Origin of the sequence: Prevotella sp. LMAG:51 (assembly GCF_008680225.1) — a bacterium.
Classification (GTDB): domain Bacteria; phylum Bacteroidota; class Bacteroidia; order Bacteroidales; family Bacteroidaceae; genus Prevotella; species Prevotella pectinovora.
The window spans coordinates 1-22,745 of the sequence record NZ_NALQ01000015.1; the positions used below are offsets into that span (position 1 = coordinate 1).

At 48.1% G+C, this 22,745-nt stretch carries 13 protein-coding genes and 1 pseudogene; 3 read left to right on the top strand and 11 right to left on the bottom strand.

Annotated features, from left to right (window positions below):
* From CCC32_RS04360 to CCC32_RS04400, 9 genes and pseudogenes are all read right to left on the bottom strand, one after another.
* Positions 1–226 (bottom strand): annotated as a pseudogene (locus CCC32_RS04360) (AraC family transcriptional regulator); the annotation flags it as partial.
* Between the two features lie 236 nt (positions 227–462).
* On the bottom strand, positions 463–2,673 hold the full coding sequence (locus CCC32_RS04365) for a M6 family metalloprotease domain-containing protein (protein ID WP_287072585.1): 2,211 nt from the start codon (positions 2,671–2,673) through the stop codon (positions 463–465).
* A 216-nt stretch (positions 2,674–2,889) separates the two neighbouring features.
* Positions 2,890–4,062: a hypothetical protein gene (locus CCC32_RS04370; protein WP_287072587.1), complete on the bottom strand. Its 1,173-nt coding sequence runs from the start codon at positions 4,060–4,062 to the stop codon at positions 2,890–2,892.
* 177 nt (positions 4,063–4,239) lie between these two features.
* Complete coding sequence (locus tag CCC32_RS04375) at positions 4,240–5,628, bottom strand: DUF4302 domain-containing protein (RefSeq protein ID WP_044073909.1); 1,389 nt, start codon at positions 5,626–5,628, stop codon at positions 4,240–4,242.
* Between the two features lie 17 nt (positions 5,629–5,645).
* On the bottom strand, positions 5,646–6,572 hold the full coding sequence (locus tag CCC32_RS04380) for a zinc-binding metallopeptidase (RefSeq protein WP_044072906.1): 927 nt from the start codon (positions 6,570–6,572) through the stop codon (positions 5,646–5,648).
* Positions 6,573–6,593: 21 nt separating this feature from the next.
* Positions 6,594–8,174 carry a RagB/SusD family nutrient uptake outer membrane protein gene (locus tag CCC32_RS04385; protein WP_042517941.1) on the bottom strand — a complete coding sequence of 527 codons (1,581 nt, stop codon included), beginning with the start codon at positions 8,172–8,174 and terminating at the stop codon, positions 6,594–6,596.
* 30 nt (positions 8,175–8,204) lie between these two features.
* Positions 8,205–11,516: a SusC/RagA family TonB-linked outer membrane protein gene (locus tag CCC32_RS04390; protein WP_287072594.1), complete on the bottom strand. Its 3,312-nt coding sequence runs from the start codon at positions 11,514–11,516 to the stop codon at positions 8,205–8,207.
* A gap of 603 nt (positions 11,517–12,119) precedes the next feature.
* Complete coding sequence (locus tag CCC32_RS04395; protein WP_044080361.1) at positions 12,120–13,280, bottom strand: DUF4369 domain-containing protein; 1,161 nt, start codon at positions 13,278–13,280, stop codon at positions 12,120–12,122.
* A 90-nt stretch (positions 13,281–13,370) separates the two neighbouring features.
* On the bottom strand, positions 13,371–13,766 hold the full coding sequence (locus tag CCC32_RS04400; RefSeq protein ID WP_022316834.1) for a VanZ family protein: 396 nt from the start codon (positions 13,764–13,766) through the stop codon (positions 13,371–13,373).
* Positions 13,767–13,884: 118 nt separating this feature from the next.
* On the opposite strand from CCC32_RS04400, the gene CCC32_RS04405 reads away from it, so the two are divergent.
* Positions 13,885–15,246, top strand: coding sequence for a sodium-dependent transporter (locus CCC32_RS04405; RefSeq protein ID WP_042517935.1), 1,362 nt, complete (start codon positions 13,885–13,887; stop codon positions 15,244–15,246).
* Between the two features lie 934 nt (positions 15,247–16,180).
* Here the strand turns inward: CCC32_RS04405 and CCC32_RS04410 are convergent.
* Positions 16,181–18,304 (bottom strand): M6 family metalloprotease domain-containing protein, encoded by a 2,124-nt coding sequence (locus CCC32_RS04410; protein WP_287072600.1) that lies wholly within the window; start codon positions 18,302–18,304, stop codon positions 16,181–16,183.
* A gap of 6 nt (positions 18,305–18,310) precedes the next feature.
* Positions 18,311–20,020 (bottom strand): M6 family metalloprotease domain-containing protein, encoded by a 1,710-nt coding sequence (locus CCC32_RS04415; RefSeq protein ID WP_287072602.1) that lies wholly within the window; start codon positions 20,018–20,020, stop codon positions 18,311–18,313.
* 505 nt (positions 20,021–20,525) lie between these two features.
* Here CCC32_RS04415 and gpmI point away from each other — a divergent pair.
* The gene (gpmI, locus tag CCC32_RS04420; RefSeq protein WP_044074233.1) at positions 20,526–22,052 is read left to right on the top strand and encodes a 2,3-bisphosphoglycerate-independent phosphoglycerate mutase; all 1,527 of its coding nucleotides are present in this window, start codon (positions 20,526–20,528) and stop codon (positions 22,050–22,052) included.
* Positions 22,053–22,412: 360 nt separating this feature from the next.
* Entirely contained in the window at positions 22,413–22,634 is a 222-nt protein-coding gene (locus CCC32_RS12775) for a DUF8507 family protein (RefSeq protein WP_287072826.1), read from the top strand.
* Positions 22,635–22,745 lie beyond the last annotated feature (111 nt).

A 22,745-nucleotide genomic window follows, 5' to 3' on the forward strand; every position in this document is an offset into this window, starting at 1 on the left:
TGATAATTACATCGTTTGCCTTGACGGTGCGTTCCTCGGTGTCTACTGTATAATGTGCTTCTCCGCCGAGACATACGGCGAGGAAAATACAGTCCATACGCTTGGGAATGCCGATAACTGGAAGTTCTTCAAAGTCGTCGAAAACCAGCAGGTCGTGCTCGATGGAGGGCCCGTTGTAAACCTGCATGGCTGACTCTACGGAAATGTGGTCTATTTCGTTTATCATAGGTGAATAGATAATCATTGGCGGTGATAAAGCCGATGATTTTGCAAATCTACAAATTATATCCGACATACGCAAGCGTTTCCGGGCATAGAAATTTCTGAAGACGCAATGGTCGGAGGATATATATACGAAAGCTCCCGCCATGGATTCCTGTTTCGGAACCAAAGCGGGAGCTGGATTATGTCATTATATGCCTGACGCCACGGAGGTGGCCACGGCGTTATAATATCAAGGAATTACTTCTTCATGAACTTCTTGCCGTTCTGGATGACGATACCCTTGTAGTCGTCACCCACCTGCTGACCGGCGAGGTTGAACATGCGGTTGTCTGCCGGCTTCTCGTCAACTATAGCATTGCTGATGCCGTTGGAACCTTGAATCAGACGATAAATCTGGAAGTCACCCTGCATACCGGTGTTGGTAGAGAAGAAGAGTCCGGTAGGACTGAAAGCTAAGTTGTTGTTGTCATATCTTGTCTTGGTGAACTGGATAGTGGCATCACCTCCTTCAATGTTGATAGAAGCGAATACGTTCTTGTCAATCTTCGTTGTAGATCCAACGCCGGAAGATGTGGCGCAGAGATATTTGTGGCCGGTAGTGTTGTAACGGATATACCAGTCTGAAGTGTTCTTGGTGAGCTTGAACTCCTGAACCATGCTGTTGCCATATAGTTTGCCGTCCTCGAACTTGGTGTAAACTGCAGTGAAGAGTGTCTTCTTGGCATCTGCTGTTGCAACGCCTGCTGCCTCATTTGCAAATACCACCACGTCGTCTGTATTAAGCTGGCTTACATCGGTAATCTTCTCATAGACACCACCATCTGCTATTGGCTCCGGCTTGGCGTTCTGGTCCTTGAAGCTGATGACGATGCTTCCGTCCGGCTGCTTCATGATGCCGTATACAGGACGGTCGTTCTCTGTGCCACCGTCAAAGTATCTATATTCTGTCTTGTAGTTCACTCCATTGCCGAAGAGTGTGTACTCACTGCCCTGGTCGTCAGAGAGCAATGCTCCATCTGCAGGAACTACCATCGCACGCTTCTTTGTCTGGTTGGTGTTTACCGAGTTATACATCCATGCTGATGGACTATAAGAGATACGGGTGAGCAGGACTCCTGAACCGGAGTCCTCTGGATACCATGTGCCGGGCTGACGGTTCTCGAAGATGAAATACTCCATGGTGTTTTTAGGATTGCGGAACATTACCGCCATATCGCCCTCTGCAGAATTAGGGTTGGCGAGAGTAACGAGACCTGACTCCGGCACTTCCTTGATGTCGAGCCATCCCATGAAGCTGCGCTCATAGGCATTGTATCCGATTGGAGCGTAGGCATAGTCTACGTATGCTCCACCGTCCATCACTGACCAATAGCCGAAAGCCGAATCGCCCTGGTAAGAATATGTCGGATCGTAGAAATCCGGCAGACCCATGGCATGACCGAACTCATGAACGAGCACTCCGATACCCATTGGCAGATACTGCTCTGTTGTTCCGTAAAGCTCATTGCCCACGAAATATGAGCTGAAGATATGTCCGCTCATGTTACCGTATGACAACGGAAGGTCGAGCTCGTGTGGCCAGATGGTGTTGTCGTCGCCACCTGTTGCCTCACCGCAACCTGCATAATATACAACTACGTTAGGAATCTTTCCATTTACCTTGAACTGGTCGAAATTGGCTCCGTTTGCTGCTGCCAGCGAAACAGCCTCTTTTACCATTGCGAGTGCGTTGACATCGCCGGTTCCATGGGCACCGCCTGAGTTCTTGCCATAGTATGCGTATCCTTTAGAGAGCTGCACCTTGTCCAGCACTACGAATTCCGGAGTGAACATTCCACGGCTCTGTGCCTTGAAATAATCACGAACGGAACCTTTCTCCCATTTGTTGTCTTCGGCATATCCCTCGGCATTGAGCATCTTGTCGAGCTTCTCGGTGGTCATCTCGGGCTGGAACTTGGTGTCGGTGTACTCAACCATAATTACAGGTATCTTGATGTTGCCGATTGTCGGAATAGGGCCAGTAGCGCTGGTGCCATACTTTCCGAGACCGTCAGAAGTAGACGAGCCTCCGACCTTCTGTGCGCCGGCAAGTCTTGGTCTTGCGGAAGCAAGCTTGGCGAGTGCCTGGTCTGTAGGCTTCAGCGTATTCGACTGGACGAAAGCGATTTCATCAGCTGTGCGGCTGGTGATGTCGTGAACTACAACGTCGGTAGCAACAAGGTCTGTTCCCACAAGCTTGGCATAGCAGAGTGTGCCGTCGGCATTGCGTACAACGACCTGATGGTCTTCTGTGGTGTAGAAAGCGAGATGACCGTCACCGTTCTTATAGAGCATCACGGTGGTACCATCGCTTTGTTTTACTGGAAACGCCTTGTGGATAGGGCGGATTGCCTGTGCCGACAATGCAAGAGCAAGCGACACAATGGTCAAAGCAAATGACTTTTTCATATTTTTAATTGCAAATTATTATAGATTGCGAAAATAAATTACTCGGCAATATAACATGTTCTTCATTTCAATTTACAAAGATAGCAAGAAATGAGATACGTCAAAATAATTTTAAGCAAAAATAACAAAGAAGAAGAAAAAGAGCACAAAAAAGCCCGTGACAGACGCCACGGGCAATATACTTTTGCCATTTAAGGCAAATATCAGCAAGACTGATTACTTGTTGAAGAACTTCTTGCCGCCACGGATTACCAAGCCCTTAGTATTAGCTGGAACCTCCTGACCGAAGAGGTTGTAAGTCTTAACGTTCTTTACAGAAGTCTCTGTAACGCCATTGATTCCAGCATAACTTGGATCAGCCTTGAATACTCCCTCGTCGAGAGTGATAACATAGTTCAAGTACCAGAAACCATAAGCACTCTGCTCACCTGTTGCAGGGTCATTCCAGAAGTTTGTGAATACAGGGAATGAGTCCATAATGATCTTGTTACCAGAGAGCTTACCATGAACGTAAGAAGGATCACCAGTATCAACCTCTACATAGCCTTCCTCTGCTGAAGGCTTAGTTCCGCAGATCTTGAAATATTTACCAGCTCCTTCATCCTGGATTCCAAATGGTGCTACAGAGAATGCATTCTGTGGACCTGTAAGGAGAACATTCAAATCCTTGTCAATGTCAAGAGGAGTAACAGTGCTCATACCCATACCGCTTGAAGGCTGGAACCATGCGAAACCGTAAACAGAAACGTTATTAGTATAATCCTCTACGTATGCAGCGTGAACGAAATCGTCATAAGTTCCCTGCTGACGACCCGGTCTGCTATATGAGATAACAGCATTGGCTGGCTTCAACTCGAGGCTGAAGAAGAAGTTCCAGATTTGGTTCACACCCTCGATGATATTTGCGAGAGCACCGCCTTCCTCAACGTCGAGCAGGAGATTACCATCCTCATCAACTGTGAATACGAATGGATCCTCAGAGAATGTGAATTGGTCACCAGAAGGAAGGAGAGTACCAACAATGAACTTATAGTCTACAGGACCCTGAGTAGTATTGCCTGAGTATCCACCGCTGTACTGAGCAGGACAAGTAATTGTACCAGCAGCAGCATCATACACACCATAGAACTCAGTAGGAGCGTTCTCAGAGCAGAATTTGAACTTAGTGTTGTAAGTTGTATTAGTCTCCTCGTCTGTAACATTTACCTTCTCTACGATAACGCTGTCGCAGCTCCACTTGTCATCGAGTTCAGTGTAAGCTGAAATATAAAGACCATAGATACCGTCGTGAGCGATGCGGGCAGGAGCTGCCTTCTTAGCGTAAGACTTAACGTTCTTGATAGCCTTGACAGAAGTCATGTCATCAAACTTAACGTTGTTATTCAACACTGTTTTACAGAGAGGTGTCTGCAAAACCTGTGCGCTTGCTGCGAGTGAAACCACTGCTGCGCAAGCAGATAGTAAAAATTTTCTCATAATACTAAAAATTAATTTAAATGTTTTTTTTGCTTTTTGAATAGAGTGAGCGAAACGCGGGTCTCGCCCACCCTATTGTTTATTCACTGATTATTCTTTCTCTTCCTTGTCGCGGTCGCCGAATGGGTAGCCCTTAGACTGAGCCCAAACCTTAATCACGTTAGTAGGATCGTTCAAGTCTGTCAGGATGAGGTAAGACGGATGACGTACATTGTCTGTAGTGATCTGGAATGTGTGGCCAAAGCCACCGCAGAATGGGTCGATTGCCGACATACCACCATACTTGTCATTCTTGTAGTACTTCTTACCAGGGTTGTTACTCTTACCGACATTTGACTTCATCTCAACACGGTCTCCATAGTAACCACCGTTGCCATCAGAAACGGCATTGAATGTCATACCGATGATAACCTGAGACTCAGTGGCTGTAGCCATAAGTAATCCAGCAGGATACTTGTCAGAAACATAACCTACAGCAGCATAGTAGAGGCGTGCACGTTTCTTGTCATTGTCAGCCTTACCGAGCTTCTCGAAGAGAGTCTCCCACTTGCTCTGGCCGTATGTTCCCATGTCATCGTATGTGAGATACCAGAGACCACGCTTGAATGTATCGAACAATGTAGGAACCTCTGTGAAGAGCTTCACGTTCTCAACACCTGTAGCCACGAAGAAGTCCTGAGTGTCACCCTTGGTGAAACCGTTCAACTTGGTATCCTTTACAGTAACCTCCTTATAGAACTTGTATCCCTCTGGAGTTACGATGTAAGGAGCAGCAACAACCTCAACCTTGCCATCTTTGTCAGTTGTGTAGAAATTCAGACAACGATAGGTAGACTGGGTATAGATAGCGTTTTCTGTATCCTCACCCCACTGCAGAGTGTATGTACGTGAAGTCATGAACTCCTCAGCCTCGTCAACCTGCTTCATATACTCACCCCATGACATGTCAGCAGCCATAGGATACATATAGATGCGGGCGCCATGCTTCTTGCCCTTCAACTCGATCTTCTCTGCAGAAGCAGAAACGACGCGGAACTCGAAGTCACCCTCGAAACCGGTACCTGCAGTACCGAAGTCATCATTGTTAGGCTCTGCGAAGTAATGGAAGATGCTGTTATAGTCGTCGAGAGAAAGAACGACACCCATACTCTGCTCCAGCTTGAAGTGAGACTTGCAAGTCAGTGCATTTCCGTTTGCATCATAACCGGCAGCCTGACCCTTGCCAACCTTCTCGCTTGCTACAGTCACGCTGTCACCCTCGAACTTCATGAATACATTGTATCCACCGTATGTGACATCACCATAATATTCAACTCTCCATCCGTTTGGAGCCGACTCCAAAAGAGTCTTTGTCTCTGTAAGAGCTTTCTGCGCACGGTTTGCCGCGCTGTCGCTGAACACGTCGTCTACATCAGACACACATGAAGAGAACGCGAACACTCCCATGATGAAAGCCAAAAGACTTAAAATCTTCTTCATATTTTTATCCTCCTCCATTAATCAAGTTTACGTAAATCAAGAGAAGTTACCTCGTTTGAACGACGGAGAACGACAGAACGCATCGTATCCAGATCGATATTCCAGCTATTGAGGAAATAACTTCTTACAATATCAAGCTTCTTGTTGATGATCTTTGCTCCATTCTCGCCAGCCTGTTCGATGATCTTGTTCCAACCCTCTTCAGACAGTGTTACATAGTAAGCATAGATCTCGGCGAAGTCCTCGTTGTACTCCTGGCTTGCATATCCAGAAACGAATCCCTCTGTAGCAGCATCCTTATCCTTTACGTTGACCCAGTCAGTTGAGTGGTAACCACCGGCACTGATAGTCTGGAAATCAGTTGAGTAGTTCTTGGTCTGAGTAAGGATATGGCAGAACTCATGGTGCATAGTGTGGAAGAACCAGTAGTTCAGGTCAAGAGGCTTTGTGCCCTTTGACTCGTATGGATCAGTAGTGTTCACACGAACGTTGTCGATATCAAGCTCGTTAACGCCGTAGAACATCACCTTCATACCCTGCTCTGCAGTACCGAGCACGATCTGACCGTTGGTGTCATACTTATAAGAACCAGAAAGCTGGATAACTCGTGGAGTATAGGTCTTCAGGAAGTCAGCGCCGGCTACCTCTACATAAGCTCCGAGCCACATGTGCTGCATGAGCTTTGCGATAGCGATGGCCTTGTCTGTCTGTGCAGGAGTAACGTTATAGTTCTGGTCAGCCTCCTTGTCGTTGTAGTGATAGAGGAAGTTGATGTTGAACTCCTGAACATAGTTCTTGAGCAACCAGTTATCGAATTCGGAACGCTGGATAGGATTTGTATCGAAGATGCTCTTTGAGTCAAGGTCGTCCTCACTACATCCCACGAAAGATGCAGTTGCAGCGAACATCATCAGCAGCATTCCTAAATATTTAATCTTTTTCATATTTCCAATTAATTATTTTAATCAACGTGGGTTTGCTGGCAGACCAGCCTTAATAACATCGTTTGGCAACTGAACGGCACCTCTCAAGTCACCTGTCTGGAAGACGAGTGGGTCCTCACGCTGTACGAGGTGAGAGAATGCGATACCGTAACGCTTCAAGTCAGGGAAGCGGAGTCCCTGGAAGATAGTCTCCAGACGACGCATGTGGAGGATGAGGTTGATCATGTTCTCCTGGGTTCCTGTCTCAATTTCGAATCCCTGTGGGTGAAGCTCCTTGCGGATTGTAAGGTCACTCCAGTACTCCAATGTTACAGGAGTATAGTCGAGCTGCTCCATGAACTCGTTGATCAACTCTTCTGTCATCACAGGACGAACCTCGTCACCGCTCTGAGCACGGCAGTGGTTCTCAATCCAAAGATTGATGTCGGCTACAGCCTCAGTGTACATCTTCTTGCGGGCATAAGCCTCTGCACGGCAGAGAAGAGTCTCGTCACCAGTGAAGATCGGGTCAACAATGTGGAGATAACCTGTCTGATTGATCTTGTCGGTGATTTCCATCTGTGGCAACATCTTTGGGAACTGAACAGCAGTGCTGCTACCGTACATCATGTTAGCATAGTAGAGTAGTGCCTTCTGTGCGTCAGTACCTGAACCCTGGCCCCAAGGAGCCTTAGCCCAGAATGTACCGTAAGAGCAAACGCTCTGGTTATGCTGGAAACGTGGATATACAGGGTAGATTACCATGTAACCCTCAGAAGAGTAAGAAGCCAACAGCATGAGGTTAGCCTTCTCGCCAGACTGGATATACTTGTTACCGATATCCTGAGCACCGAACTGAGTGTACTGCTCGAAGTCACGCAGTACAGAACGTGGGTCAGAGCCGAGAACCTCGTTAGCATACTCGATACACTTGTCCATGTTGTTGTAATACAGGTTGAAGCGAGCTGCGAATGCGTAAGCTGCCTTTCTGTTGAAGTGATACTTAGGAACAGTGTAGATAGACTCGTCAATCTTTGGAAGTGCCTCCTCGATATCCTTGTCGATGTTTGCATAGAGCTGACGGAGAGTTCCGCGGTCATACTGGCCGCCGATGAACTTGGCAGGCTCTTTCGGATAAGGAAGACCCATATACTCATCAGCCTTAGACTCGTCCCAAGCCATACAGAAAGTAGTGGCGAGCTGGAACATAGAGTAAGCACGGATCATCTTAGCCTCAGCCTCTACAGCTGCAGACTCCTCAGTAGGAGTAACCTGTCCGAGATACTCGAGCGCCTGGTTGGCAGTAGCCACCGACTTGTAGAGCTGGTTCCATACAAAATATGGAGAGTCGTTACCAGTATCGTCAACGTCCTCGAAGCGATACAGCTCGTCCTTCAACGGAGTAGAAGCATAAGAAGTACCGTTGTCAGAAACGTTGTCCGACATAAGCTCCATAATGGTATTGTTGTTTCCCTCAGGGTATGCAGACGTAAGCAGCTCTTTAACCTGGCTTACCGTCTTCACCTCTGCGCGGTCGTCTGGCAGTCTGTCGAGATAGTCATTACAAGAAGTAAGTGACATTGCGCAAAGCGCCGACACCGCTAAATACTTTATATATTTCATATTATAATCTTATTAATGTATACTAATTGATTAGATACCAAGACGCAATGTGAATGTGAACTGCTTAGACATAGGAGCTGCAACACCACCGGCGTTGAAGAACTCTGGGTCCTGACCGTTCAGCTTGTCGTCGCAATAGATCAAGAAGAGGTTTGTAGCCTGCAGCTTAGCGCTTGCGCTTGTAAGACCGATCTTGCTAATCCACTTGAGAGGGAAGTCGTATGCGAGAGAAATCTCCTTCATACGGATGAAGTCACCCTTTGCAACGCGCTCTGTAGAGAGGTTGTATGCGTTGTAAGCTCTGTTCAGATATGTATCGCTCTGGATTGTTCTGAGGTCGGCGATAGCTGGGATAGTAGTTCTCAGCTCGTCTCCAGGAACCACCCATCTGTTCTTGAACTCCTTAGGCATAGCCGAGAGGTCAGAATATGAGTAAGCGAATGATGGGTCAAGACGTGTAACGTTACCGAACGAGTATGTCATGAAGATGTTCAGGTGCCAGTTCTTGTAAGAGAACACGTTACCGAGAGATCCGGTGATTGTAGGATCTGTAGGACCCTCATACTTCAGATGAGACAGGTCGTAAGACTGGAAGTCGATGTCGCTTGTAGTGATCTCGCCCTTCTCGTTTACGAATGTTGGGAGACCTGAGTTGTTCAGGCCCTTGAAGTCCATAGAGAACAAAGCTCTGTAAGGATAGCCCTTCATTGTAAATCCGTTACCGTAGATAAGGTCGTAGATACGTGTCTGAGCGTCGAGGTCAGTCACACGGCTCTTAGTGTGAGAGAAGATGAAGTCAGTAGACCATGTGAAGTCCTTGGTCACAATGTTACGTGTACTGAGTGTGAACTCCTCACCATGAGACTTCATGGATGCTACGTTGGCATAGTTGAGGATAGAACCCTCTACACCAGTTGTACGCTTCGGACCGATGAGGTCGTAGTTGTCACGAGTATACCAGTCGAACGAGAAGTTGATTCTGTTGTTGAGGAAACCGAGGTCGATACCGAGGTTGAGCTCGTGCTTCTTCTCGTATGTCAGGTCAGGGTTAGCGAAGCTGTTGATCTGCAGACCAGACTCCTTGTCAACAGTGAAAGGACGCCATACGTTGTAGCTACCGATGATTACGTTAGCATTTGTGATGGCAGGCTTGTCACCGGTCAGAGAGTAACTTGCCTTAACAGTAGCGTGAGAGAGAACCTTGTTCAGTTTCTCGAACCATGTCTCCTCATGAGCGTTCCATGCTCCAGAGATGTTCCATGTAGGCAACCAGCGGGCGCTTGTAGCCTTACCCAGACGGTTAGAACCCTCGTAGCGTACAGTACCGTTGATTGTATAACGGCCCTTCCAAGAATATGTAGCAGTACCGAAGAAAGAAACCTCACGGCTGTAGCCGTTGCCTACAGAGTAGTACATTGAGTTCTCCTCGCTTGCCTGCTTGAAGTAGCGGTAGTCGTAGCTTCCGAGCAGACCATTGCCGAAGTTCATACCAACACCGTTGAAGTATGTGCTGTTACGGTCAACGTTGTTGATCTCCATACCACCATATACGTTGATGATGTGGTCGTCCTTGATTACGTCGTTATAAGATGCTGTAGCACGGAAGTCCCAGCTGTTCATCTTATACTTTGTCTCCTGGTAGAAACCACCAGAAGGCAATACTGTGATAGGCAGTGAGTTTGCGCTGTCCGGGTCTTTGTACAACCATGAGTTGTTGTCACGGATTGTAGCGTCGTCCATAGCACGGAATGCAAGTGCCTGGTTAGAGTTCTCAGTGATTGTCTGCACCTGTGTGGTGGTAGAGAACTTGTAAGCACCCAAAACAGAGAGTTCCACTGTGCGGATAGGCTTGTACTTGAGTTCAGCCTGGAGTTTGATGTCAACAACGTCGAAGTTGAGGTAGTTGTTGTCGAGCTCGTGGAAGATGTTGAACGGAGCGTAGTTTCTCTGATACTCTGCATTTGGATCGAGAGTACGAGAGCTGTTCAAAGCGTATGAATATGGGTTGATGTCGAAGTTACGCGACACGTCACCGGTCACACCGTTGATACCGCTTGAGTTTGTGGTACCAGGAGCCTGCTGCTTACGATAAGCTGCATTACCGATCATGTTCAACGAAACCTTCTTGCTGATGTTGTACAGAGCGTTGATGTTAGAAGTATAACGCTTAACGTTGCTCTTCTTGTACCAACCTGGATCATCCATGAAGCTGAATGAAGCATAGTACTGAGCCTTCTCTGTACCAGAACTCATACTGATAGAGTGGTTCATCGAAATCGAGTTGTTGAACAACAGGTCGAACCAGTCAGTGTTGCGATACTCAGCCTGCTGGAGGTAAGCGTTCATAGCCTCTGGAGTGTTGTCGAGACCGAACTTGCCGGTTGCAGGGTCGTACTGGTTCATGAGGTGGTACATATTACCGAACACACCTGAGTTGCTTGCGCGGTATGAGCTTACGAACGAGAAGAAACCGTTGTTCTGCATCTCCTTGAAGATACCCATCTGCTCCTGAGAGTTCATGATGTTGAACTCCTTGTAGCTTGGCTTCAGGCGATAAGAGAACTCACCGGTATAGCTGATCTTAGAGGTACCTGCCTTACCACGCTTTGTGGTAACAACGATCACACCAGCCATGGCGCGTGCACCATAGATAGATGTAGCGGAACCGTCCTTCAGGATCTGGAAGCTTTCGATATCGTCAGAGTTCAGACCAGCGATGGCGCTTGAAATAAGTGTTGCTGCATCACCAGAAGAGAGAGCGTCGGCGTCTACTTCCGTCACGTCCTCCATGATGACACCGTCAACCACCCACAGTGGCTTTGACGAACCGTAAATAGAGGTAGCACCACGCACGCGGATCTTTGGCGCGGTACCGAACGTTCCGGATACGTTCTGCACAGATACACCGGCTGCACGGCCTTCGAGCGAGCGGCTGATATCAGCCACACCGTCAAGTTTTGCCTTGTTTGCATCAATCTTAGTTGTGGCACCAGTAAACAGACGCTTGTCCATCTTCTGCATACCTGTAACTACGACCTCGCCGATCTCTTGTGCATTAGACTCCAAAACAATTTTCATGTTTTTCTTGCCCTTCATGGTTACATCCTTCATACCGACATAAGTCACTATGATGGTTGGATTACTTTGGGTTGATGTCAGCGAGAATTTACCGTCGATATCCGTAACGGTACCTGTCTTAGTGCCCTTCAACATGATTGTAGCACCAATAACGGGTTGACCATCATCGTGAGATATCACGGTACCCGAGACTTCTGTTTGAGCCAGAGCCATTCCTACGAAGAGGAACAGGGAGGCCAACAGCATTGTTAGTCTTTTTTCCATAAATACTCTCTTCCCTAAATTAATGAATGAATAAATTATTGTTACGTTTTTGCAAATTTATATATTATTTCCATTCCAAACAAAACTAAAGGTAATAAAAACTGCTTTTCCCCAAAAATTTAACTAAAATAGAGGTATAAATGTATATTTACAATCATAATTATTCACATTACGGTCCTATTTCTTACACACTGATAGCAATAAGTGTACAACGATGACGGACATATATACACTTATTAATATAACAGATGTTACACGGCTGTAATGGGTGTGAAACAATTGTTTTTGCAGTGTCACAGACTAACAGAATCCAGCTTACCAAGATATTAAGATGCCACGACAGACTGGAGAAAATATGATGACAGCGAAAAAACAAAAAAAATCGTCAGATTGTCTGGTTTTCAGTATAGCGTATTGACATACAGGCAGTTAGCGACCAGACAATTGTTTTCGATTGTCTGGATGGTTTGATGTCAATGGGTAGTTTGTGCAAATAATATAAGGTATGCGCGCGCATACCTTATATATATAGTCTGTTGAATTGTCTGTCATTTTATTTGGAGCGGGCGCATTCGCCGCTGCTCCCCGCCAACGAAGATACTATCAGAGTATCTTCTGGATTTCAGCATCGAGGTCTTTGATCTGCTCGTCACGCTTATAGAGGGTGTTCGTCTTGTCTACGAGGAAGAAGGTCGGCAACTTCTGGATGTTGTAGAGCATTAGGAGCTTGGAGTCCACTCCATCGGCATCACGCACGGATATCCATGGCAACGCTGCGGTCTGTGTCTTCCAGAAATGTTCCTCTGGATCGAGCGACACCTGGAAAATCTCCAGTCCGCGAGAGTGGTATTTGTTGTAGAGTTCCCTTAGTTTCATGATGCGCTGTGTGGAACCTTCGGATGCGAAGACATGGAAATCGAGCAACACTGCCTTGCCTGCCAGGTCGGTGATGCGGCGCATATTGCCATGGTTGTCAGGCAGAGCAATCTCTATGATATTAGAGGTGTGCACCTTCGAGGGGTCGATGCCCTGCTGGCTTTCGGCGAGCTTGTTCTGCATGATTCTCACATTCTTCATTCCCTCGATGGCAATGTTGTGGAGGTTTTCGCCACGAAGCGAACCGGGATAGTATGTATCCCAGCTTGTGGCAACGGCAGCGAACGCCTTGATGTCTTCCTTGCTCTCACGGGGATTGAAGATGAGTCGCTGTCCCAGAGCCTGGAACAGGGCGAAATATGAGGATGCCTTCATCGGCTGCTTGTAGATATAGTTGCGCTTGATGAAATCCTTATACTGTTCTATCACCTTACGGATGGTATCCTCGGCGGCGTCGTATCCGATGGCTGGGTTGTTCTCGATGCCGATGACAAACGACTGGAGGTTTATCTGCTTGATAGCCAGGTCTTTGATGGTGGCACATTCCTCACTTCCGCTCACGGTATATCCTGTTGACATCTTGGGATAGGATGCCTTCACTGTGATGGTCTCGGTGGAGTCTACGCTGAGGTTTATGATCTGGTTTGCTATGCGCAGGCGATAGAATTCCGGCGCTGTCGGCGCATCGTCGCTAAAGCTGAATGATCCGTCGGCAGAGAGTTTCACGGAGTCTATGGCAACCGGTCCGTCGAGACTCATGTTCTCGAAATAGAGCATTGAGTCTTTAGCTTCCGTTATATTTCCGTTCACATGGAATTTCTTTCCTCCGCATGATGCGAGGAATATCACTGCCATAAGTATTGCGAATGATGATATCGTTTTCTTCATAAGTGTTTTTAGCTGATTAATATACGTGCAAATGTACTACAAATAATGCTAATATCAAAATATCGGGGTTAAGATTTCAAGTTGTCCCGCTCATCTGTTGTACTTCACCCTATACGCCAGATATCCCAAAAGACAGCCCAGGGTAGCTCCCGTGGCGTTGGCAAGGAAATCGAGCCAATCGCCACTCCGCCTGCCTCCCGTGCAGTATGCCTGGAGAAGTTCTATCAGTCCGCTCATCATCACCGGAGCGAGCCAAGCCCAGAGGAGCAGGCGGCGCGGACTGGCAGAGGAGCGGTAGCGGCGCAGGTGTTCGAGCCATATCACACTACACGTTCCGGCATACATTGCGATATGTGTCCATTTGTCAATGAACGGCACATCGTCGAGTGATGTATGTGGCGGAGTGCAGAAGCACGCCACCCAGATTATGGCTATGCAGAGCCACGACAAGGGGTAAAAACGCATTAATTGTGGGATTCGTCTCATTTTAATTGATATTTTAATGCAAAAGTAAAAAATATTTGATACATTTGCGACAATTAACTAAATCAATATTACAATTAGGATAGCATATTCATTTCTAAAACCAAAAGAAAGCACAGTTATGGAAAAAGGGAACAGAGCTAATTTCGGTAGTAAACTTGGATTGATACTCGCCACGGCGGGTTCGGCAGTGGGTCTCGGCAACGTATGGCGCTTCCCGTATATGGCGGGACAGAACGGCGGTGCGCTATTCATCATCGTCTATGTGGTCTGCGTGCTTGCGCTTGGCATACCATGTATCATGAGCGAATTCATAATCGGCAGACATTCCGCCTCAAACACGGCGAGGGCTTACCGCAAACTTGCCGGCAAGACACCTTTCGGACTGGTGGGATATCTGGGAGTGCTGACGGGACTCCTCGTCAACGGCTACTATGCCGTGGTGTCGGGATGGTGTTTCGAATATATCTACGCATCGGCGGCAGGACAGCTGAACGGGGACCCGCAGTTTTTTGCCGACTTCTTCAACACCTTTGAGAAAGACCCCGTAAAACCGATATTCTGGGCTGTGACATTCCTGATTGTCACACATCTTATCATCATCAGAGGAGTGAAAGACGGCATCGAGAAGGCTTCAAAGATGATGATGCCGGCACTGTTCGTGCTGCTGATAGTACTTGTGGTGGCATCCTGCATGCTGCCAAACGCATGGGCGGGTGTGGAATACCTGTTCAAGCCGGACTTCAGCAAGGTAACCAAGGAGCTGTTCCTCGGCGCACTGGGACAGGCATTCTTCTCATTGAGCATCGGCATGGGGTGTCTGTGCACCTTCGCCTCTTACTTTTCGAAAGAAACAAACCTTACGAGTTCTGCGATGCAGATAGGCATTATAGACACGGTGATAGCGATTCTCGGAGGACTGATTATCTTCCCTGCAGCATTCAGCGTGGGCGTAAGCCCCGACAGCGGTCCGTCGCTGATATTCATCACTCTGCCAAACGTCTTCCAGGAGGCTTTCGGGGGCATTCCTGTTGTGGAATATCTGGTGGCACTGTCATTCTATATCCTGCTGTCGCTGGCGGCTCTTACATCACTGATTTCCATCCATGAGGTGAGCACGGCATTCGTAGAAGAGGAGTTCAATGTGTCGCGCAACCGTTCTGCTACCATCGTGACGGCTGTCAGCATGGTGATTGCCGTATTGTGCTCTCTGTCGTTGAGCGACTTGGATATCATTTGTCTGGGCGGCAAGTCGCTGTTCGACTGGCTCGACTCCATCACAAGTCAGATATTGTTGCCGTTGGGCGGATTCTTCACCTGTCTGTTCTTGGGATGGTATGTTCCCAAGAAGATAGTGAAGGACCAATACACCAACTGGGGCACGATGCCGGGCAAGTATTTCGGCGTGTATATGTTCTGCATGAAATTCCTCTGCCCCATCTGCATCCTGCTCGTGTTCCTACACCAGTTCGGAGTGATTTAACCCCAAACGGTCAAAAGATACAAGGGCTGACATTTCTTTGTTATGTCGGCCCTTGTTTTCAACCAAAAACTTCATGAAATGGGCAAGCTGCTTGCCCAAGTGGGGCAACGTGCTTGCCCATCATGGGCAACGTGCTTGCCCCTGTTGGGCAGATTTGCTTTCAGACATCTGCCCAATAAGTTCATATTGTAACACCCATATTCCTGTTTCCTGAATTCTGCCAACGCAGGCAATTCCTGTAGTCTGAATTCCTCACACCTGAGAATTCTTTTCACCTGATAATTCTTTTCATCAGCAAACCATCCAGACAATTGCCTGACAATCGAAAGACTGTCAACTGTCTGTTTGTCAGAATATTACGGCTAAAAACCAGATGGTCTGACGGTTTTTTGGAAATTCTTGGTTTTACTAAGAATCAGCGTTATTGGAAACTTTTAACCCAAAACGGTCATTAGTCCGTTCAATGTATAATTTTAATAACTGCTTGCAGTCTTTTGCTTTTTATAAGGCGTCTTTTGCTTGTTTTTAATTCGCAATAGCTCGCTATTACTCATTAAACCCAAAACGGTCATTAGGACGTTTACTTTATTTTTTTATGACTGCTTGCAGTCTTTTGCTTTTTATAAAGCGTCTTTTGTCCGTTTTTAATTCGCAATAGCTCGCTATTACTCATTAAAAGCCAAACAAAATCCACTCTTCTAAAATAACAAAATCCAAGCAAGCCCTAATAACCGATTTGGGTTAAAAGCCAAACAAAATCCACTCTTCTAAAAAAGCAAAATACAAGCAAGCCCTAATGACCGATTTGGGTTTAATCATATTGACCAACACCAAATAATAAAAGGATTGGACAACCGGAGAGTCTCAGCTTCTCCAATTATCCAATCCTTGTTTTATGTGCAGACACGAGGTCTGAATGGAATGTTTCTGAATGTTACTTCACGAGCTTCTTACCGTTCATCACATAGATGCCAGGGCGAAGAGCGCTGACTGACTTACCCATGTAGCGACCGTCGATAGAGTATATCTCGCCGTTCTTTGGCGACTGGTCGGCAGTGGCAGAACTGATACCGGCAAGGCTCACAGGAATTACGCACACATTGTCGATGAACACGCCCTTGTCGTTGGTCTTGAAGCGGATAGCGGCATCACCAGAACCGGTGACATTAGCCTTTACCTCTGTCCACTGACCAGGAACGAGAGCGAACTCTGTGACATCAAGCACGGCGTCGCAACCATAGTTTGCAGCCAGAATCAGCTTGTTGTCTGAGCTGCCTGTGTATGGGGCTGCGAGGAACGAAATCACTACCGGTTCAGAGATTTTGAACGATGGTGTGACGGCGTTTGCCTTACGTGTAGCGTTACCGAGGAGCGCACACTTGTTGGCACCGGTCTTCGGAGTGCCCGACCATCCGTCATTGTCAGGGAAGAAGTCTGCCAATCCCACGTTGTCGCCATCCCAGATGCCGTCATTACCGCCGATGCCGCTGCAGTTGTCGAATGTTTCATAGAGCAATGCTCCCTCCGGCTTGTCCTGCTTTGTGGCGCTCTTTGTGGTATACTCAAACGAGATTGTGCCGTCGGCGTTCTGTTTGATGTTGAGCAGATATTTGTTCATGTAACCCGTGCCGTCGGTATTGGCGTTGTACACGGTGCAAGCCGGACGGGAATAGTTCGTCAGGCTGTTGTTGCCCTGATAAGGCCATGCGTCGCCAGCCTTGTCCTCATCGGTAGAACCGAGGGTGTTGTCGGCAGGAATCACAGTCATGCGCTGACGGGCAGCGTTGTAGTTTACCTGATTGTCTTCCCAGGCGCCCTTGCTGTAGTCCACGTGGAGCACGATGAGTCCCTCGCCTGGCAATGCGGCGTCCCAACCGGTCTTCTGACGGTTTTCGAGCATATAATACTCGTTCTCGTTTCCGTCGTTATAGAAGATGTATGTATCGCCACCGGCAGCGAGAGCCTTCATGCCTTCGATCTTCTGCGGTTCGGCGTTGAGCACTATAGGCTCCTTCCATCCACAGAACATCTTCTCATAGCTGTTGTATTCAGCAGGGAGGAATGTGTTGCCGTTGTAGCATCCGAAACACATGATGTCCCAGAATCCTGTTCCATATCCCCTACCGTTGATGTCGTAGTGGTCTTTGAGTCCCATACAGTGTGAGAACTCATGGCAGAAGGCACCGATACCGTCGATTGCCTCTGTGGCGCCCAGCTCGCAGCTGCAGGCGTAGACGCTGACCTTCACTCCGTCGGCAACGGTCATAGGGTCGATGGCAGACTTGTGAGGCCATACGAGGTCCGGATCCTGAGGATATGTTGCCTGTCCGTGTCCGGCATAGAGGACGAACACCTCTTCAACGAGGCCGTCGCCGTCCCAGTCATACTGCTTCCAGTCTGTCACCTGGTCCTTGGCGAGGTTCACAGCATCCTCCACCATAGGATATACGAGTGCCGCCTGGTCTCTGCCCGAGGCGTCGTTCTTGCCATATCCGGCATATCCCTTCGGCAGGTCTACCGGACCTACCACGTCGAAGTCGATCTCGAACTGTCCGCCACTCTGAGCCTTGAAGTAGTCACGCACGCTACCCTTGAATCCGAGCGTCTCGTCGGAGTAGTTCTCTCCGTTGATGATCTGCTTGTAGAGGTCGAGCGTATGCTCCGGCTTGAACTTGGTGTCGGCGAAGTTGGCAAGGATGACAAGACATTTCTTCTTGCCCTTGAATTTGCTTCCCTCTACCTTTTTCACCGGCATTGATGTGCGTGCCGACTCCAGGATGGCTTTCTCACGGGCTGCCTTCTGCGCCACCACTGCGTCGTATTCACTCTGCAGAGCGGAAAGCTCCACCTTAGAGAACACGCCAGCTGACGGTGTCTGTCTGTAGCAGGCACCGTCGGCAGTGCGCCAATATGTGAGATGCTCGTCGCCCACGAGCTCTGCTTTGACTACTGTGCCGTCGGCGAGAGTGATGTTGCGACATATTCCCGGCTTCACCGGCATTGCCTGGATGGCGATGGCAGCGAGAACCGCGGATATGGATAATAGGATTCTTTTCATTTTCTGTTATTTTAGGATTTTCTTTCCATTCACGATATACATACCGCTCTTGAGCGCCTTCATGTCGGTGCCGAGGAAACGGCCGTCGAGTGTATAGATGCGGTTGTCTGCCTTAGCCTGTGTAGCAGCGTTGACCTCAGCGATGCCGTCAACAACCAGGTTGTCCCATGGATTCGGAGTGTTGCTCAGCTCCACCTCACGCTTGAAGGTGAATCCCATTGTGCCGTCGGCATTTCTGTGGATATCGGTGATAGGCTTGCCCATGAGTTTCTTGCCGTTCACGTTGGCGTGGTTGAGTGTAGCGGCAGGCTCAGAATTGTCTGTCAGACTGTTCACGCTGCCGTATGGGAAGCAGTTGTCGTCTGGATACTGGTCATAGTTGTAACCGTCGGCACAGATGATGGTGTATCTCGCATAGTCGCCGTTGGCGTTAGGAGCCATTCCGGTCCACACTCTCTCATCGTAGTCTACATAGTTCACGAGCAGACCTGTACCCTTGCGCTTTGCGTCCCAACCTACGTTCTGATGGTTTTCGAGGATATAGAACTCATTCTTGTAGCCTTCGTTATAAACGATGAAGAACTCGCCTCCCTCTGAGATAGGGCCCATATTGTTTACAATGGTGTCGTTTGCCAACACCTTGGCGTTCTGCCATCCGGCAATCATACGCTCCAGACCTGTGTAGCAAGAAGGTGTGAAACCGTTGTCGATGTAAGAACCAACGTCCATGAGGTCCCAAGTGCCCATTCCGAAATGTGTCTTGGTTGGGTCGTAGGTATCAGGGAATCCGAGGCAGTGTGAGAACTCGTGGCAGATGGTACCGATACCGCAGATGGTACTGCCTCTCTGCAACTCGCTACTGCAGGCGTAGGTATCGATCTTCACACCGTCGAGGTTGATGGCCTTCTTGTAGTCTGAAGCGCTGAGCTTAGACTCATGTGGCCATATTGTTGTTGCTGATCCGCCATCGTGCTCACCGAGTCCGGCATAGAGCACGAACACCTGGTCAACTTCTCCGTCGCCGTCCCAGTCGTAGTCGGCATAATTTACATCTGCATCTGCTGCCAATACTGCCTCAGCGATCATCTCTCCTGGCTTGGTGTCGTGGGAATAACCCTGGTTGGTGCCGTAATACCAACGCTTGTGGGCAAGCATGTATGGACCTACAACATCGAACTCGATATCGAGCTTGCCGAGACTCTGAGAGCGGAAATAATCTGCAACGCTACCAGTGAAGCCTAATTCCTTGTTGGTGTAGTTCTTGCCGTTGGCAACTTCCTGGAGGAGTTCTCTGGTGTGCTCCGGCTGGAACTGTGCTGACTTTCCGTCAGGATAGTTGACGAGGATGATGAGTCCCTTCTTCTTGCCTCCGGAGATTGCCTTCTTGTGAGAAGTGCTGGCCTGGAGCTGGTTCTGGTTGTAGAGCTTCTTCAGACGGACGGCACGGTCTTGTGCTCTCTGAAGTCTCATCGGCTCTGTTGCCTTCAGCATACGAGCCACGTCAACCGGTTTGAAAATACCGGTCTCACCGTCTTCCACGTATGTCTTGCCATCGGCTGCCTGCCAATAGCTTCCCCATTCGTCGCCCTTAAGCTCTACTCTAACTTCGGTACCGTCAGCGAGACGTACCGTTTTCCATTGTCCCGGTCTTGCGGGAGAAGCAAATGCCGTGAGAGCGGCAAATGCCAGTGCGCATAGTGTGTATATCTTCTTCATACTAAAAAAAAGGTAATGTTTGGGTACAAATTTACTGTTTTTTTAATTACCCTCCTACTTTTCAGCGATTTTCTTACTAATTATTTGACTTTGAGCTGATTTAGACGGAAGGAATGGAGAAGAAAAGTAGGACGGACTGACGAACCGGAAAGAAGACTGACGGACCGGAAAGAAGGAAAGATGGCGAACAGGACAGAAGCCGGGGCTGTGCAAGGAGAAAAACGTCAAAACAGAGAACGGACAAGCCTTCAAGGAGTTTTGCCAACTACGATTGACAATGGGGATAGGTATATGTCAAGACATTAGGCAGTTAAAGCTATTTAGCAGTTTTCTTCTTGTATAATATAAACAGATATTGTAATTTTGCACTCAAAAGAAACGGGATGTCTACAAGACATGCATTCTGTTATACCCGTTATACGGGGTGATGACAGGGACAAGCCTTCCGGTCAACCCGTCAAACTCATCAACTGTCAACCATTTAATATAACACATAAAAATTATCATGGCAAAGAAAGCTTTATTGATGATACTCGACGGATGGGGTATCGGCAAACATGGAAAGGGAGACGTGATCAACAACACTCCTACTCCTTATCTCGATTATCTTACGGCAGTAAGCGCCCATTCACAGCTCATGGCTTGTGGTGAGGACGTGGGTCTGCCTGACGGACAGATGGGCAACTCTGAGGTGGGTCACCTCAACATCGGAGCGGGCCGCATCGTATATCAGGACCTCGTGAAAATCAACCGCGCCTGCGCCGACGGTTCTATTCTGAAGAACCCTGAGGTGGTGAGCGCATTCTCTTACGCACAGAAGACAGGCAAGCGCCTACACCTCATGGGACTGACTTCCACCGGAGGTGTGCACTCTTCTCTCGACCACCTGTTCAAATTCGTGGAAATCTCAAAGGAGTACGGACTGAAGAACACCTTCGTACACTGCTTCATGGACGGACGCGACACCGACCCTAAGAGCGGAGTGGGATTCATCAAGGAGCTGACTGACCACTGCGAGAAGAACGACGCCCACATCGCAAGCATCGTGGGACGTTTCTATGCCATGGACCGCGACAAGCGCTGGAACCGTGTGAAGGAGGCTTACGACCTGCTCGTAGAGGGCAAGGGAACAAAGGCTACCGACATGGTGAAGGCTATGGAGGAGAGCTATGCTGCCGACGTGACCGACGAGTTTGTGAAGCCTATCTCAAACGCCAACGTTGACGGAACGATACAGGAGGGCGACGTGGTGATATTCATCAACTACCGCAACGACCGCGCCAAGGAGCTTACCCAGGTGCTCACACAGCAGGATATGCCTGAGGAGGGAATGCATACTATCAAGGACCTGCAGTATTACTGCATGACTCCTTACGACGCTTCGTTCAAGGGCGTACACATCCTCTTCCCGAAAGAGAACGTGCAGGACACTCTCGGTGAGTATCTCAGCAAGCAGGGCAAGAAGCAGCTGCACACTGCCGAGACTGAGAAATACGCTCACGTGACATTCTTCTTCAACGGCGGCCGCGAGACTCCATTTGAGGGCGAGGACCGTATCCTCGTGCCTTCGCCGAAGGTTGCCACATACGACCTGAAGCCTGAGATGAGCGCATACGAGGTGAAGGACAAGCTGGTGGGTGCCATCAACACCCAGGAGTATGACTTCATCGTGGTGAACTTCGCCAACGGCGACATGGTGGGACACACCGGTGTCTACAATGCCATCGCAAAGGCTGTTCATGCTGTGGACAACTGCGTGAAAGACGTTATCGAGGCTGCCAAGGCCAACGACTACGAGGCTATCATCATCGCCGACCACGGCAATGCTGACAATGCCATCAACGCTGACGGCACTCCTAACACGGCTCACTCTCTGAACCCAGTTCCGTTCATCTACGTTACAGACAACAATTCGGCTACTGTCAAGGACGGCCGTCTTGCCGATGTGGCTCCTTCTATCCTCCACATCATGGGTCTGGAGCAGCCTGCCGACATGACAGGAGAGAACCTCATCGAGGACAACATCCACTAACAAGACAGACTACACAATATTCCCCAAAAGGCGCATCCGGTAATGTTCCGGATGCGCCTTTGTTTTGCGTTGGGGATTGTGGGAAAATATTGTGACTCAAATAAATATTGATTTCTATATGAAATATTTTGAGAATAGGGAAAGAAATTCTAGCTTTGCAATATAACGATAAAATCAAGACATTATGGCAACTTCAGTTTTAAACCCAAATCGGTCATTAGGGCTTGCATGGATTTTGTTTTTTAGAAGAGTGGATTTTGTTTGGCTTTTAATGAGTAATAGCGGGCTATTGCGAATTAAAAACGAGCAAAAGACGCCTTATAAAAAGCAAAAGACTGCAAGCAGTTATTAAAATTATACATTAAACGGCCTAATGACCGATTTGGGTTAAATCCCACTCAGCAACATTTACTGAAACTGTTTTCCTATGATAACAGTGAAGAATACGCCCGTGAAGTACAAGCTGTTCTGACAAAGCATTTCCAACAAGAACTCGATGCCGAATCAGACAAGTTATGGGACGACGGTGTGCTCGACGCTAAACGACTTGAGGAATTAAGATATACTGATTTTCATAAATAACACCATAATCGGACTTGATGACTTTATAAAACAAATTTAAGAATCATTTTTAAATGAAAATGCGCCAGCTATCGTAATGACAGCCGGCGCATTTTCATTTATTATAAATCA